Origin of the sequence: Snodgrassella gandavensis (genome assembly GCF_914768025.1) — a bacterium.
Classification (GTDB): domain Bacteria; phylum Pseudomonadota; class Gammaproteobacteria; order Burkholderiales; family Neisseriaceae; genus Snodgrassella; species Snodgrassella gandavensis.
Window position 1 is genome coordinate 19,181 of the sequence record NZ_CAJZCE010000006.1, and the last position, 14,878, is coordinate 34,058.

At 43.6% G+C, this 14,878-nt stretch carries 13 protein-coding genes; 4 read left to right on the forward strand and 9 right to left on the reverse strand.

The window, feature by feature from the left end:
• Positions 1–192: 192 nt before the first annotated feature.
• From ftsY to MJ764_RS06030, 6 genes are all read right to left on the reverse strand, one after another.
• Positions 193–1,482, reverse strand: a complete 1,290-nt coding sequence (gene ftsY, locus MJ764_RS06005; RefSeq protein ID WP_239325542.1) for a signal recognition particle-docking protein FtsY — start codon at positions 1,480–1,482, stop codon at positions 193–195.
• 184 nt (positions 1,483–1,666) lie between these two features.
• The gene (locus MJ764_RS06010; RefSeq protein WP_239325544.1) at positions 1,667–2,281 is read right to left on the reverse strand and encodes a Type 1 glutamine amidotransferase-like domain-containing protein; all 615 of its coding nucleotides are present in this window, start codon (positions 2,279–2,281) and stop codon (positions 1,667–1,669) included.
• A 38-nt stretch (positions 2,282–2,319) separates the two neighbouring features.
• A complete protein-coding gene (locus MJ764_RS06015) occupies positions 2,320–2,868 on the reverse strand; it encodes a 5' nucleotidase, NT5C type (protein WP_239325546.1) in 549 nt (182 codons plus the stop codon).
• A 41-nt stretch (positions 2,869–2,909) separates the two neighbouring features.
• Entirely contained in the window at positions 2,910–3,488 is a 579-nt protein-coding gene (ruvA, locus tag MJ764_RS06020) for a Holliday junction branch migration protein RuvA (protein WP_239325548.1), read from the reverse strand.
• A 79-nt stretch (positions 3,489–3,567) separates the two neighbouring features.
• The gene (locus tag MJ764_RS06025; protein ID WP_420853935.1) at positions 3,568–4,317 is read right to left on the reverse strand and encodes a septal ring lytic transglycosylase RlpA family protein; all 750 of its coding nucleotides are present in this window, start codon (positions 4,315–4,317) and stop codon (positions 3,568–3,570) included.
• 328 nt (positions 4,318–4,645) lie between these two features.
• Positions 4,646–5,356: a ComF family protein gene (locus tag MJ764_RS06030; RefSeq protein ID WP_239325550.1), complete on the reverse strand. Its 711-nt coding sequence runs from the start codon at positions 5,354–5,356 to the stop codon at positions 4,646–4,648.
• On the opposite strand from MJ764_RS06030, the gene bioH reads away from it, so the two are divergent.
• The 3 genes from bioH to MJ764_RS06045 are packed head-to-tail and all read left to right on the forward strand — an operon-like array spanning position 5,355 to position 7,816.
• Complete coding sequence (gene bioH, locus MJ764_RS06035; RefSeq protein WP_239325552.1) at positions 5,355–6,107, forward strand: pimeloyl-ACP methyl ester esterase BioH; 753 nt, start codon at positions 5,355–5,357, stop codon at positions 6,105–6,107. The genes MJ764_RS06030 and bioH overlap by 2 nt on opposite strands.
• Positions 6,104–6,919, forward strand: coding sequence for a class I SAM-dependent methyltransferase (locus MJ764_RS06040; protein WP_239325554.1), 816 nt, complete (start codon positions 6,104–6,106; stop codon positions 6,917–6,919). Before bioH ends, MJ764_RS06040 begins: the two co-directional genes overlap by 4 nt.
• Before the next feature lie 6 nt (positions 6,920–6,925).
• Positions 6,926–7,816 (forward strand): patatin-like phospholipase family protein, encoded by an 891-nt coding sequence (locus MJ764_RS06045; protein WP_239325556.1) that lies wholly within the window; start codon positions 6,926–6,928, stop codon positions 7,814–7,816.
• A 1,464-nt stretch (positions 7,817–9,280) separates the two neighbouring features.
• Here the strand turns inward: MJ764_RS06045 and MJ764_RS06050 are convergent.
• A complete protein-coding gene (locus tag MJ764_RS06050; RefSeq protein ID WP_239325558.1) occupies positions 9,281–10,069 on the reverse strand; it encodes an SDR family NAD(P)-dependent oxidoreductase in 789 nt (262 codons plus the stop codon).
• Positions 10,070–10,132: 63 nt separating this feature from the next.
• The gene (locus MJ764_RS06055) at positions 10,133–10,795 is read right to left on the reverse strand and encodes an NADPH-dependent F420 reductase (RefSeq protein ID WP_239325560.1); all 663 of its coding nucleotides are present in this window, start codon (positions 10,793–10,795) and stop codon (positions 10,133–10,135) included.
• A 117-nt stretch (positions 10,796–10,912) separates the two neighbouring features.
• On the opposite strand from MJ764_RS06055, the gene MJ764_RS06060 reads away from it, so the two are divergent.
• Entirely contained in the window at positions 10,913–11,785 is an 873-nt protein-coding gene (locus MJ764_RS06060) for a LysR family transcriptional regulator (RefSeq protein WP_239325562.1), read from the forward strand.
• Between the two features lie 564 nt (positions 11,786–12,349).
• Here MJ764_RS06060 and metE read toward each other — a convergent pair.
• Entirely contained in the window at positions 12,350–14,623 is a 2,274-nt protein-coding gene (metE, locus tag MJ764_RS06065; protein ID WP_239325564.1) for a 5-methyltetrahydropteroyltriglutamate--homocysteine S-methyltransferase, read from the reverse strand.
• Positions 14,624–14,878 lie beyond the last annotated feature (255 nt).

Here is a 14,878-nt window from a genome sequence, read left to right on the forward strand (position 1 = left end):
TAACCGGAATGTTTGCTTTAGCCTCTCTGAATATAGTTACGCGTTGGTGTTCAGTCTTCTTTCATACTTAAAACTTCTATAAATTAATTAAAAAAATTCCTAGTTTACTTATTGAAATAATCAGACGATATTCATTTATCAGTTAAAACAATATTTAAATTTTCTCTTATCATATCTTTCTGTGCTTAAATATTACTCATCCTCAATCAACGCATCCACAAACGCGCGTGCATCAAACGGGCGTAAATCATCGATGCCTTCACCTACACCGATAAAACGTACCGGAATAGGGCGTTTGGCCGCCAATGCGGCGAGAATACCGCCTTTGGCGGTGCCATCGAGTTTGGAAACAATCAGGCCGGTTAAACCAAGGGCGTCATCGAATGCGACTACCTGATTAATGGCATTCTGGCCAACGTTGGCGTCCAGTACCAGCATCACTTCATGCGGTGCTTCGGGCAGGGATTTTTGTAGTACGCGTTTTACTTTTTTGATTTCTTCCATCAGATGTAACTGGGTAGGTAATCTGCCGGCGGTATCGGCCAGTACCACATCAATACCGCGTGCTTTGGCGGCTTCCAGTGCATCAAAGCAAACGGCAGCCGAATCGCCGGAAGCCTGCGCAATCACGGTAACGTTATTGCGCTCACCCCATTGCTGCAATTGTTCACGCGCAGCAGCTCGGAAAGTGTCACCAGCGGCCAATAGTACGCTTTTACCTTGGCTCTGGAAATATTTGGCCAGTTTACCGATGCTGGTGGTTTTGCCTGCGCCATTCACACCAGCCATCATGATAACAAACGGCTTTTTATCTGTGGGTAAAATCAGGGGTTGCTGTAGGGGTAGCAGTAATTCATACAATGCTTCTTTCAGGGCACTGCGCAGTTCGTTACCGTTTTTCAGCCCTTTCAGGGTCACCCGCTGGCGTACCTGTGCCAGTAGTTTTTCGGTGGCTTCGATACCCATATCGCTGGTGAGCAGTACGGTTTCCAGCTCCTCGTACAGGTCTTCGTCGATTTTGCCACCGCCAAACACGGAAGCCAGCGATTTGGCCATATGGTTACGCGATTTGCTCAGCCCCTGTTTTAAGCGTGCTGCCCAGCCCAGCTTGGCCGGTTTATCTGCCTCGCTACTGGTTTCTGCTGGTGCAACCGGGATAACCATGGCATTTTCGCTTGCCGGTGTCTGAGCTGGTACTGGTTCTGTGGTTGTGGCAATGGCTGCCGGTTCATCCACCACTGTCGGTACAATGATTTCTTCGGCTGTCTCTGCGGCCGGTTGGGCAGGTGCTTCGTCAGCTGGTGCTGGTTCTGCTGTGGTAGGGTGGATGGTTTCCGCTTCAGTTTTAACAGTTGTTTCAGCCGGAGCTGATTCAACAATTACCTCCTGTAGCTGTTGTACATTCTCTGGCTGGCTGGGCGTGGATGCTGGTTGTTCCACTGCTGGTTCTGTATTTTTTTTTCTTTTAAAAAATCGAAACATGGGGTATTCCTGATACTAGGGTAAACCAAAGTTCAATAAACTCTTGTCTTTGGTAATGAATTAATTGTGCTATTGTAGCCCAAGCAGATGCTTGTTTGATAATACATCATGACATGATTGCTATGTTATTCAGACGGTTTTGTTTATCCACGTAATTCTTTTGGCTATTTATATTCATGAATATTTATACCACCGTATAATCATGATTATTTACAATAATAGCATGTTGATTATTAAAAGGTATTAACTTTAAACGATTGCTATACTTCGCATAGATTTGCTGTACCGAATCTACAAAAGGTTCCTCGATATAATGCGGTAAGGGGTAGAAATCGATGATGTTTAAACCGGCATAGTTATCCAGTTCAGGCGCCAGACTGCTGTCGTCCATCATACTGCTATATTCAATGTCAGCGGCCAGAATAATTGCGCCTGCCGACTCGCCGATATAAATGCAGCCCTGTGCAATTCTGTGTACAAGTAACTGATCAAGATTTTTTCTTTTTAGTTGCTGCAATAAATAAAATGTGTTGCCGCCGGCTATGCAGATTATTTCTGCGGCTGTAAAGGCTTGGTGGCAGTGCTGGGTATCGGCACTGGCTATATCCAGTAATTCAAGCTGAAATCCAAGTTGTTGCAGTGCTGCTTTGCCTTCATCTATATACCCGGTGTAACTTTCAACATTGCCAGCAGTGGGAATAAACAGGACATTTTTACTGTTTATTTGATTTTTCTGAATAAAATCTGCAAGCTGCTGGGTTGTTCCGGCAATATAGGAGGTTAAAAATATTGTTTTCACTGCTAGTCTCCAACCTTTCTATTTATTCTGTATGGTCTTTATTGCAATAATTCAGACCAGGTTTCGGGTTGCGTCCAGTTTACCCGGTGCAACTTGGTCTGAGTTCGGTTGTAAGGCTGATCGTAAATCCAGTGCTGCCACTGCGGTATCAGGCTGCCGCTTATCTGTGGTTTGTCATCAATCAGAATATCGCCACGTACCCATGTTTTGTCTTTGGCTAAAATAATGCGCTGTAGCCAGTCTTCGCCCAGATGCTGGCATACCCAGTCAAATTTTTCAGCTACACAGTAATGATAAGCCTGAATGGGTGAGGTACAGATACGCACATCATGACCGGCTTCCAGTAAGCGTCTGGCCGCGGCAATACCATCTAGCATGGGTGGTAAGGAGGCGAAAAAACCTTTGCTGCTATAAATCCGGGCTAGCTGTTGGTGATACTGGGGTGCCATATCATCACACAGGTAAAAATGCCTGCGCTCAGCCAGTGGCAGTGGTTGTTCATAAGTCTGCTGCCATAGTTGCCGTACTCCCTGTTCAAAGTCGGCTAACACGCCATCCTGATCCAGCAAAATCAATTTAGAGGCCATACAATTTCCTATGGTGGCTTGTGTCATTATCAAACAAATAGTTATAGCATGTTTTTTAAGGCCAGCCGTACACCTTCACTGATGTCAGTGCCCGCCGGTATATTTTTGCAGGCAATACGGGCTTCTTTGTCGGTATAGCCTAAGGCAAGCAGTGTATTGATAATATCTTCGTTACCACCAGTGGCTTCTGGGGTAAACAGGCCAGCGGCATTGCTACCACCGGCGAGCTTGCCACGTAATTCCAGCGCCATGCGTTCGGCGGTTTTCTTACCGATACCGGGCGCGGCTGTCAGGCGTTTAATGTCTTCGGTGGCAATCGCTGTAGCCAATTCATCGCTAGTAAGGGTGGATAATATGCCCAAAGCACTTTTGGCACCAATACCGCTTACTTTTACCAGAGCTCGGAATGTTTCCCGTTCTTCGCGGGAGCCAAAGCCAAATAGCAGATGGGCATCTTCACGTACCACTAGCTGTGTATACAGTGCCGCCTCTTCTCCCACGGCCGGCAAGGTGTAAAAGGTTTGCATGGATACTTGAGTCTCGTAGCCCACGCCATGAACATCTAGTACGACTACAGGCGGATTTTTTTCCAGTATAATTCCACGTAAACGACCAATCATTATATTCCTTTTCCAACTAGCAAATAAACAAAAGCCCGTGCATGATACCACGGGCTTTTTTCAGACCTGATAGCAGGGTTTACAATGCGGTTAACATTGATTTTTTCGCTTCATCAGCACGTTGCTGTTGCTGAAAAGGCCCCATGCGGACAACATAGCTGTCTTTGACTTTTACTAGCTTGGCCTGATGTTGGCTTCCGGCCGCCAGCAAATGCTGTGAGGTTGCTTTCAGATATTGCTGGGCTTTTTCTTTGCTGCCAAACCGCTGTAGGTCTACATAAATATTGCCACCTGTGCCAGCCGGCTGGATACGTTCGCCGGGCACAATCTGTTCTACCCGTACCTGAGCAGTACCGGCACGGACGAAACCTAACTGTTGCGCTGCGGCATAGGATAAATCCATTACCCGGTTAGCGTGAAATGGGCCACGATCGTTGACACGTACGACCACTGTCTTGCCATTGGACAGATTGGTTACCCGGGCATAACTGGGGATAGGCAAGGTTGGGTGAGCAGCAGTAAGCATCTGGCTGTTAAAACGCTCACCAGATGAAGTGCGACGCCCTTGAAAATTCTGACCATAGTAGGAGGCTCGGCCTACCTGACTGAAACTGGCCACTTTTTGCAGCGGGTAATAACGTTTGCCCGCTACCTGATAGCTAAGATTAGCTGTTTTGTGCAGATGTTCTGCTGGTACTACTGTAAGATTAGATACTGATTTTTTAGTATGATAAACCGGCGCTGATAAATTATTGGTCTGTTTGGCATAAGCCATACTGAAACCAAACATCATTGCCACACTAACAAATAATACTTTAATCCTGATCAAACCGTATTTCCGTTTCTTTGAGTAAAAGACGCAAAAACCAGACGCACAACCATTGTTGTTCACAACAATACTTTGTCCGGTAAAAACTGAATTTATACTAAGACAGCAAAAAACAGCGGTGGCCACTTTAAAATGTGGCGGGAGAGGCTGTAACCTCAATTGGCAAGAACAAACACCGGCTGTTAATTATTACAGCACATTGGCGGGTTCAAAAAGTTGCTTACTAACTCATTGGCAAAATGCCAAAATTGTAACGCAGTTAATAATTGAATCAGTTATTTAACAGGGCGACACTATGCCAAATAGCCCTTTGTCTGTCAAAGATTTTTCATTCCGGATGTGCCAGTGTCCAGACATAAATCCGTGAAGCGCCCGATTTTTTAAGGGTTTGAGCCAACTCGGTAATTGTTGCGCCAGTGGTCACAACATCATCAATTAATAATAGGTTACGTTTTTTTACTGCATGATTAAGCCGAAATACACCGCGTACATTGCGCTGGCGTGCTGATTTTTTCAAAGTGGATTGTGGCGGCCGGTAACAACGTTGTACCCAGTCTGGCCGCAGCACAGGTAGCGCGTAATGCCGGGCAATGATGGCGGCAAGCAGTTGGCTCTGGTTGAAACCGCGTTCAAACAGACGTTTGCGGCTTAGTGGCATGGCCAGTACAGCATCTATCCTTACTTGCGCCAGCCACTGCGGCGGCTGTGCCAGCATCAGTGCCGCCAGTGTATCCAGCAAGGCGAGCTGTCGCTGATGCTTGAATGCGCTCAGCATCTGCTGCAATGGCGCTGCGTAGCGGTAACTGGCATACAAGGTGGTAAACGGCCATTGCTGCTGACACTGCTCGCAAAGTCCGGCCACTAGTCGGCCACCACGGCAACGCGGACATATATCTGTATCGGTACGCTGCAAAGCGGCCATATCATGCCAGCACGCCCGGCACAAACCTGAGACATGTGCATAATCGTGGCATAATAAGCAATGTGGCATACCGATACATGCGTGCCAGAATGAAGTGAGTAATGAAATCATACCCATGACTACACCTTCCCAAACTTTATTAATTCACGGCTGGGGCGCCAATCACCATATATTCGATCCCTTGCTGGCGCATCTGCCGGCCACAGGGCAAAAAAACTGGTGTATCCCAGATTTACCCGGCCATGGCTGCGCACCGTTTGATGGCACTTTCAATATAGACAGCATTGCCGACCGACTAGCCGCGCAACTAACCGCCCGTACCCATTTACTTGGCTGGTCGCTGGGAGGCATGGTGGCATTAAGTCTGGCGGCACGCTATCCAGAGAAAGTAGCCTCGCTGTGCCTGACGGCCAGTCTGGCCAAACTAATGGCCAGCAGCGACTATCCACAAGGTCTGCAACGCGTTAGCCTTAATATGATGGCCAGCAAGTTCAGCGAAGATTATCCCAAATACATGCATGAGTTTCTACACTTGCAGATGCTGTATGCAGATATTTGTGCACGTACAAGTATCAATAGTCTGGTGGACGCCATCTGTCAGTATGGGCCGCCAACTGCTCTTAACGCTGCTTTGCATGCGCTGGAACAGGCTGATTTACGCCCGTTACTCAGTAGCATAAACTGTCCGGTATTACTGGTTTATGGTGGCCGCGATGCCATTACCCCGCCACGCATGGGTGAATATCTGCATCAGCAGCTACCGCAAAGCGAATGGTGTCTCCTGCCGCAGGCTGCACACACACCATTTTTAAGCCATCCTGATGAATTTGCCCGGGTACTGGGTCAGTTTTGGGAACAACATTCATGACAACCCTGCCGCACCAGCCAGACTGGTTTCTCCATGCGCATCTGGCCGCTACTCTGGACGAACGCCTGAGTATTCTGAAACAACCACCGCAGCACATCCTGCTGGCCGCCGCAGACGGCAATGAAAGCTATCGGCTGCTCAAAATGCGTTATCCACATGCCCGGTTTCAGGAGTTTGACAGCCGTGATACCTATTTACAGGCAGCACAGGCTATGCGCAAGACCAAACTGAGCTGGTGGCAGAAGCTGAATGGCAGTTTGCCTGCACAAACTGTTTCTGACCAGCTTCCCGGCAATCAGGCTGCCGATATGGTATGGAGTAATCTCGGCCTGATTCATCAGACGGATCCAATAGCGGTGATAAAAAACTGGGCAGAAGCTTTGCAGCCGGATGGTTTGTTGTTTTTCAGCCATTTTGGTCCGGATACCCTGAAAGAAGTTCTGACACTGTGGCGCGCAGAGGGTATAGTTGTCAAAACTCCGCGCCTGCTTGACATGCACGACCTTGGGGACATGCTGTACCAGCACGGCTTTTACGATCCAGTGATGGACATGAACATGCTTACTCTGCAATACACCAGGGCAGAGCGCTTTATTGATGATATGCGCACGGCCGGCCTGTGGCAGAGCCTGCAATTTGATAACGAAATTGATGCGGTGCGCATTCTGGCTCAGGCCTGGAAAAACAATGACATCCATAACGTAACGCTTGAGCTTGTGTATGGACATGGCGTTAAAAAACAGGTACTGCCAGAGAATGCTGTACCTATACAATTTTATTCATCATCTGCAACCAAAACATCCGAACCTTAATATCATATGAAATTCACAGCGTTGCTGCGCAATAGCGTACTGATTATTACCACATTTTTTACCATTACTGCCTGCAAAAGCACTGCTCCGGCCACACCGCCGGCACCTGCCAAGCCTCGCGCTGTTATCGGGCTGGCTCTTGGTGGGGGCGTTTCCAAAGGGTTTGCCCATATTGGCGTCATTAAAGTATTACAGGAAAACCACATTCCGGTACATGTTGTTACCGGTACCAGCGCCGGAGCGCTTGTGGGCAGCATGTACGCTTCCGGTATGAGCCCCGACCGGCTGGAACTAGAAGCCGAAATACTGAATAAATCCGATCTGGTCGACCCGGTGCTGTCTACTTCCGGCTTTATCAAAGGGCAGAAACTACAAGATTACATCAATGCCAAAGTACGTAATAAACCGATTCAGCAATTTCCTATCCGCTTTGGCGCAGTAGCCACTGAATTTGGTACTGGACGCATGGCGGTTTTCACCAGTGGCAATGCTGGGCAGGCGGTACGGGCTTCTGCCAGTATTCCCAATATTTTTCAGCCTACTGTTATCGGTAATAAGCGTTTTGTCGATGGCGGTTTGGTTGCCCCTGTACCCGTTAGTGCCGCCAGACAGCTTGGCGCCAATGTGGTGATTGCTGTAGATATCTCGGCCAAGCCCGCACGTCTGACTAGCGAAGGTTTTTTCTCTTACCTCGACCAGAGCCTTAACATCATGAGTGCATCAGCGCTAAGCAGCGAGCTGGGTAAAGCACAGGTGATTATCAGTCCACAGGTACAGAAGCTGGGTACTGTTGGCGGCTTTGACCAGAAAACTCAGGCTATCCAGCTAGGAGAACAGGCGGCACGTGCTGCTTTACCACAGATTCGCGCGGTACTGGCCAAATATCAGGTTAACTAGGTATATAAATTAAAAACAGTCGGTGCAGACTGCCTATGTGGTAGTCTGCGTTTTTATTCAGGTTAATTTTGTTAAAAATAGGACAAAATCAGTAGCTGAAATTTAATGCTTATTAAGCAGTACAATTAATTATTACCCATACTCAGCAATATCTGTTGGTACTTTTAAAAATCTAACCGCTGTATTTAACCAAGAAACAGGTATAAAACATAATGGTTAAATTTTTAAATCTGACACGATAAACATGAAAATTTTATTGTTATATTAATATGGCATATAGCAACTAATAGTTTAGTTTCGATTGAGCTTTGAACAGATGGTTAAAAAAACCAATCTAGCACTCAATGCGATACTTATGGTGAAGCCGTTAACTTTTTACGATTTCTTCATGAAGCTTTGGTTTTAAAATGAGTTTCGCAAATATCTATTTAAGTTTCCGCTTTTGGTTCCTAAAAACCATTCATGATCTAATATCAGTGTCTTCATACCTCATATTTTTTCATTATGGATAAAAAAGTGAATTATCCATGCCATTTTTAGAGTAGATTTTATTATGGGAAATACAGCTTATGCTTCTAATATGGATACGCTTTGGCACTCAGTCATTTTTCATATTTAATCCTCTTTTATGTTTTTATGCTAGAAATTTTTCTACTTTTTCACTGTATATCAACGGATAGTTCAGCTAGATTATAAAAAATGAAATATATATTAATAGTTTATGGAAAATAATTTATTAAAGTCAAATTAATAACAAGCTAATTTGTACTGTGTTCTTTTGCACGCTGAATAATGGCAGGCATCAAACGTTTCAATTATAAAAATTTGATTATAAATAATTTTTTCAATTTATGCCAATGAATTTCACCCTTGTTCTGATTTTAATTTGGTTATTCTTTTCATCTAATAAGCTTAGATGATGGAAAAATCCTCAGGGAAACCATGGGCAGAATAGCTTCAGCTGCACCAGAAAATGTCAAAAAATTTAAAGGACAAACAGACTCGAATAACGAAGAAGCCGGTCAGCAAAATACTAATAACCAGTAAAACTGACAAAAAAACGCAGCAATATTAATATGTTTATAGCAATAGTTAAAGCCACCAACTTTTGTCATGAGCTTATAAATGATTACAATTGATGTTAGATATGGATAATCAACCCGTAATGTAATTTCCGACCTCACATAATATTATCCTAATCTAGACGTATTAACTGGATAATTAATCATTGTGATTACCAACTTGCTATCACGTAGAATGTGTTTTGAGATTGCAGAAAGTATGGTGCTTTGTATAAGTATTCAAAATAATAGTGATGGTGTTTATCTGCTATCACCGCCTAATGCTGTTTGGACATGTATACGGATTTAGTAATCTTTGATTTTCAATCGATATCTTAACAAGCACAATGCTTGTTAAGATGTTTCAGGTTGAAAATATCATTTAGTGTTAAGCAAATAGCAATTAGGATTTTTGATTCTGCAAAGGATTATCAGAATAAGGCAAGACGTCATCTTTTAGACTAAATGAAAAGTCTTTGGTACTGATTTCACCAATCGTTTTATCGCTATCATAAAGTGCTATTAAAAAGCCCGCCATTTGATCGGCTGTATGAAACTGATTAAACTGTTTTTTATAATCATATTCAAATGTGTTATTTGCTACGTGAGCAAATTCTGTTTCTGTTGCAGCAGGTGCAAGTACTTTTGCCACCAATTTGGCTTTAGCCTGCTTTAATTCATGTGCCAATCCCTCGGTAAAGGCATTAACATAAAATTTAGTGGCACAATAGGTAACCGCATTGGGTACGATTGTATATCCTCCGCGCGATGAAATATTAATAATTTGAGTGCCTGGCTCATTTTGATATTTACTGACATAACGGGTAGAGAGAATTGTTAATGCTTCAATGTTGAGATGAAGCATGGTTTCTATTTTATCTAAATCTTGATCTTTAACGCTTCCATAATGTCCGAATCCGGCATTATTTATCCACGTTTCGATAAAATAGTTTTCTAAATCATCAAACAGCGAATGAGTATTTGTCGCGCTGGATAAATCGCATACTTTAATCACAACCTCTACATTAGCATTAATGCTTGCTATTTCTTGCTTTAATGCTTCCAGTTTTTCTTTCCGTCTGGCGATCACAATAAGGTTTTTATCTCGCTTGGCAAAAGCGATGGCTGTTGCATAGCCTATTCCAGAGCTGGCACCGGTGATAACAGTATATTTATTATCTCTGCTTTTCATATCTTATTTACCTTTTTAGAATAATTATGATTATTGATTAGTAATATTCAAATTTTTAATCACTTATTTCCATGAATTTTCTGGTAATTCGATGTCTCTTTGTGCTTGCTTTAGTGCATCATGTAACTGTTGAACATTTAATGGGAAGCAATACGCAGGCTTAGCTCGTTCAAATTTCCAGCTATCAGATAAAAGACCAACATCAACATAATCATAGCCGACATGTTCAAGTAAATTAAAAACAGTTTGTTTGGCTGCTAAATCATTGCCAGCCACAGGGATTGCTCTTCTATTCAACTTATCATCTGGTTTGGCATCTTTAACAATATCTTTTGCCAGAATTGCATTAAAGACTTTAACAATTTTGGATTTAGAAAGATGCTGAGCAACCAATTCACTGGTTGTGATTTCATAGTTATCTAATTGCTGAAAATGCCCGTCACGATTAGGATAATAGTTCATTGCATCAAGCACTATTTTATTATCCATTAAATTAGCGGGTAGTTGTGAATAATTAATAAATGGAATCGCGATCAAAATAACATTTCCAAATTCAATGGCTTCATCTCGACTGCCAATTTGACAACCTATGTTACTGCTCACACTAAATAGTGTATTTTTATCTCGTGAGTTACTTAACATAACTTGATAGCCTGCCCGCATAAATATAGTCGCATAGGCTTGGCCGACAAATCCTGCACCAATAATACCAATCTTTTTCAGCATAATATTTCCTTTTTTGGACAGTTATTCGTATTATCATTACAAATTAAAACATAATAAATATTGTTATAATTGATTTACTAACAACTTAGAGTTGGCAATATGGATTTATTTAGATGTATGGAGGCATTTGTCTTGACCGTGAAAACCGGTTCTTTTGCGGCGACGTCTATTTCATTAAATACATCGCCACAAATGATCGCTAAATATATTGCATTTTTAGAAAATTATTTGGGCTTAAAGCTATTAAATAGAACAACTCGGTCACAAAATCTTACCGAGTTTGGCAAACAATATTATGAAAGATGTTTGTTTATTTTAGGAGAAATTAAAGCAACTAAAACGCTTGCACAACAATATAGTGATGAACCGAGGGGAAATTTAAAAATTAGTGCTCCGGTAAGCTACGGACATTTTAATGTAATACTAGTAATAAGCCATTTTATGAAACGCTATCCAAAAATGAGTGTGGATATTCAATTGAATGATCGCTATGTTGATTTAGTTCAGGAAAATTTTGATATTGTGTTTCGTGTTGGTGAATTAACTGATTCAGGTTTAATAGCTCGTAGACTAAATCCTTATCAACTCATTTTTGCGGCTTCGCCCAGTTATCTGGCTCAATATGGTGTGCCATCTGTTCCCAATGATATAAAAAAACATCAGTGCCTGATTTATCAATATGTTAATCCAAGTAAAAAAGATTACCTTTGGCCTTTTACGATTAATGGAAAGCTAGTTCACCTTCCCATATCAGGTTCGTTGACAAGCAATGATACTTTGGCGTTAGCAACCGCAGCAATCGAAGGATTAGGTATCACCATGCTACCTGAATCTATGCTTAGAGAGGCTATTACACAAAATAAATTACTACCCATATTACAAAATTTTTTACCACCAGCAAGAGAAGTACATTTACTTTATCCTGCCGACAGGCAACGGCCATCAAAGCTTAATATTTTTATTGAATTTGTGCTTGATTCTATGTCTTAGGGTCTATTATTCGGTTACATTGATGAATCAATATTAAGGTCACAATTGATTTTGATTCAGATAATAATTTCTCAATTCAGCCAGAAGTAAAACAACGCTTAAATCGCTTTTTTCACTATATCAACTCATATACCGTAATGGGCAAAAGGTATAATATATGCATTTTAAATACTTTGTGCCCTATGCTTGATATCGGCTATAACAGGATGCTTTATTAAAGAGCTACAATATTTTCAGCTTGCAACAATATAATCCTGTACTCAAGCTTGGCGGTGTGTATGCTGGTCTGTTTACCAGTATAGCGAAAGTGGCTTGCATTAAATTAAAGTGGTGGCTTACATTACATTTTTGTTACGGCTTTATAGCCATCATGTAGCATGACTGTATATTTATTGAGGAAATGTGCCTGAATAATATAGAGGCTTTTATATGTGCATTTTATTCCTATGGAATTATTAAATTAATTATTTATTGGTATTTTCCTGAGCGTTAATTTAGCAAGCGGATACAGAAAACCGCTCCGGTTGTGCTGGAGCGGCTGAATTATGCTGGACTAAGCGGGGTTTAGGCGCTTAATTCGTCGCGCAGTTTTTTGGTTACTTTCACCATCACTTCTAGTGCTGCGGTGGTTTCTGGCCAGCCACGGGTTTTCAGGCCGCAATCCGGATTTACCCATAAACGCCGTTGGTCGATTACTTTTAGTGCTTTACGCAGCAGGTGTTCTACTTCTGCTTCGGTAGGTACACGCGGGCTGTGGATATCGTAAACGCCGGGGCCGATGTCATTCGGATAGCTGAATTTCACAAAGGCATCCAGTAATTCCATATCGGAACGTGAGGTTTCAATGGTAATTACATCGGCATCCATGCTGGCAATGGCGGGCAGTATGTCGTTGAATTCGGAATAGCACATATGGGTGTGAATCTGAGTGCTGTCGTCGGCATCAGTTGAGGTAAGGCGGAATGATTCACATGCCCAGGCCAGATATTCATCCCATTGTGCACGTTTCAGCGGCAAGGCTTCACGAATGGCTGGCTCATCAATCTGGATAACGCGGATGCCGGCTTTTTCCAGATCCAGCACTTCGTCGTTCAGTGCCAGCGCAATTTGTTTGCATACCAGACTCAATGGTACGTCGTTACGCACAAAGCTCCATTTCATCATGGTTACGGGGCCAGTTAACATACCTTTCATCGGCCGTTTGGTCAGAGACTGGGCATAGGCAGACCAGGCAACGGTCATGGCTTTGGGGCGTGCAACATCACCAAAAATAATCGGCGGTTTAACGCAGCGGGAACCGTAGCTTTGCACCCAGCCATACTGGGTGAAGCAGTAGCCATCCAGTTGCTCACCAAAGTATTCCACCATATCGTTGCGCTCGGCTTCGCCATGCACCAGTACATCGATATCCAGTTGTTCTTGCTGTTTAACACAGTAGGCAATGTCTTTTTTCATGGCAGCTTCGTAATCAGCCGCACTCAGTTCGCCCTTTTTAAAGGCTGCACGTGCCTGACGGATTTCCTGAGTTTGTGGGAATGAACCAATGGTCGTGGTTGGCAGCAAAGGCAGATTCATCCATGCCTGCTGTTTTTCAATCCGCTGTGCAAACGGGCTGTGGCGTTGGTCGGCATGAGCGCGCAGGCTGGCTACGCGCTCTGCCACCTTGTCATTATGAATCAGTTTGCTGGTTTTGCGTCCGGCAGCCGCCGCATCGGAAGCAGCAAGCGCTTCTTGTACGGTGTCTTTACCGTGTGCCAGTGCCTGTTTGATGATGCCCAGTTCCTGCAATTTCTGGGCAGCAAAGGCAAGCCAGTTTCTGATTTCGGGGTTAAGTTTCTCTTCTACGCTTAAATCCTGCGGACTGTGTAACAGTGAACAGCTCGGGGCAATCCACAAATTGTTGCCTAGCTGGGTAGCAACTGGTGCGAGTAAATCAATCACTTCACGCAGATTGGCACGCCAGACGTTGCGTCCGTCAATCAGGCCAACAGACAGTACTTTGTTTTCCGGCCATGCATTGGCAAATTCGGCCAGTTGTTCCGGTGCACGTACGCAATCGATATGTACGCCGTTTACTGGCAGGCTTTTGAGTAAATTAAGATGTTCGGCAACACTGCCAAAATAAGTGCCGATAATGATGCGTGTACCGGTGATGGCCAGTTCCTGATAGGTAGGTGCGAAAGCATCCAGCCATTCGCGGGTAATATCGACGGCAAGAATCGGTTCGTCAATCTGAATCCAGTCGACACCGGCATTGGCCAGTTCACGTAAAAGTTTCTGGTATTCAGGCAACAGGCGCGGCAATAATTGCAGCCGGTTATGGCCGGCATCTTTTTCTTTACCCAGCCATAATAGGGTAAGCGGGCCTACCAAAGTGGGTTTGATATCGTGACCGGTGGCTTTGGCTTCTTCTATCTGGGCAATCAGGTTGGCTGCGTTGGCTTTGAAGCTGGTATCCTGATGCCATTCTGGCACGATGTAGTGATAGTTGGTATCAAACCATTTGGTCATTTCCATAGCTACCTGAGTAGCATTACCGCGTGCCAGTTCGAAATACTGGCTTAGTGTCAGCTTGGCTGCATCAAAACCGAAGCGTGCGGGAATAGCTCCGAGTGCACACAGGGTATCCAGTACGTGGTCATAATAGGAAAAATCACCTACAGGCAGCAAGTCTGCGCCGGCAGCAATCTGGGTAGCCCAGTTTTTCTGGCGGATATCAGCAGCAGTCTGGCGCAGCTCGGCTTCACTTTTGCTACCTTTCCAGAAGGCTTCAACTGCAAATTTTAGTTCGCGCTTGGCTCCAACACGTGGATAACCAGACAGATGGAATGTATTCATATTTATTTCTCCCTATCGATGATGAATTTCAATATTTATCAGTGTGCGTGAGTTATGACATGACCACAAGCGATAAATTTTGCAGTTATGTATGAATATTTTTAATACTGCATTTCAGCACAATGCAATGCGAGAATGTGATATGGTATGTAAGCGTCTAGTCTGGAAACAGATAAGTGGCTATCCGCAAGGTGATAATTATGTTAGCCATACAATTTTTGTTTATAAACAATGCGGCTGTTTATGAATTTTTTA

Bases quoted from the DNA above. Each gene is read 5' to 3' on its own strand.
- MJ764_RS06040 (WP_239325554.1), top strand. From the start codon at position 6,104: ATGACAACCCTGCCGCACCAGCCAGACTGGTTTCTCCATGCGCATCTG.
- bioH (WP_239325552.1), top strand. From the start codon at position 5,355: ATGACTACACCTTCCCAAACTTTATTAATTCACGGCTGGGGCGCCAAT.
- MJ764_RS06015 (WP_239325546.1), bottom strand. From the start codon at position 2,868: ATGGCCTCTAAATTGATTTTGCTGGATCAGGATGGCGTGTTAGCCGAC.
- ruvA (WP_239325548.1), bottom strand. From the start codon at position 3,488: ATGATTGGTCGTTTACGTGGAATTATACTGGAAAAAAATCCGCCTGTA.
- MJ764_RS06060 (WP_239325562.1), top strand. From the start codon at position 10,913: ATGGAGGCATTTGTCTTGACCGTGAAAACCGGTTCTTTTGCGGCGACG.
- ftsY (WP_239325542.1), bottom strand. From the start codon at position 1,482: ATGTTTCGATTTTTTAAAAGAAAAAAAAATACAGAACCAGCAGTGGAA.
- MJ764_RS06045 (WP_239325556.1), top strand. From the start codon at position 6,926: ATGAAATTCACAGCGTTGCTGCGCAATAGCGTACTGATTATTACCACA.
- metE (WP_239325564.1), bottom strand. From the start codon at position 14,623: ATGAATACATTCCATCTGTCTGGTTATCCACGTGTTGGAGCCAAGCGC.
- MJ764_RS06055 (WP_239325560.1), bottom strand. From the start codon at position 10,795: ATGCTGAAAAAGATTGGTATTATTGGTGCAGGATTTGTCGGCCAAGCC.
- MJ764_RS06030 (WP_239325550.1), bottom strand. From the start codon at position 5,356: ATGGGTATGATTTCATTACTCACTTCATTCTGGCACGCATGTATCGGT.
- MJ764_RS06050 (WP_239325558.1), bottom strand. From the start codon at position 10,069: ATGAAAAGCAGAGATAATAAATATACTGTTATCACCGGTGCCAGCTCT.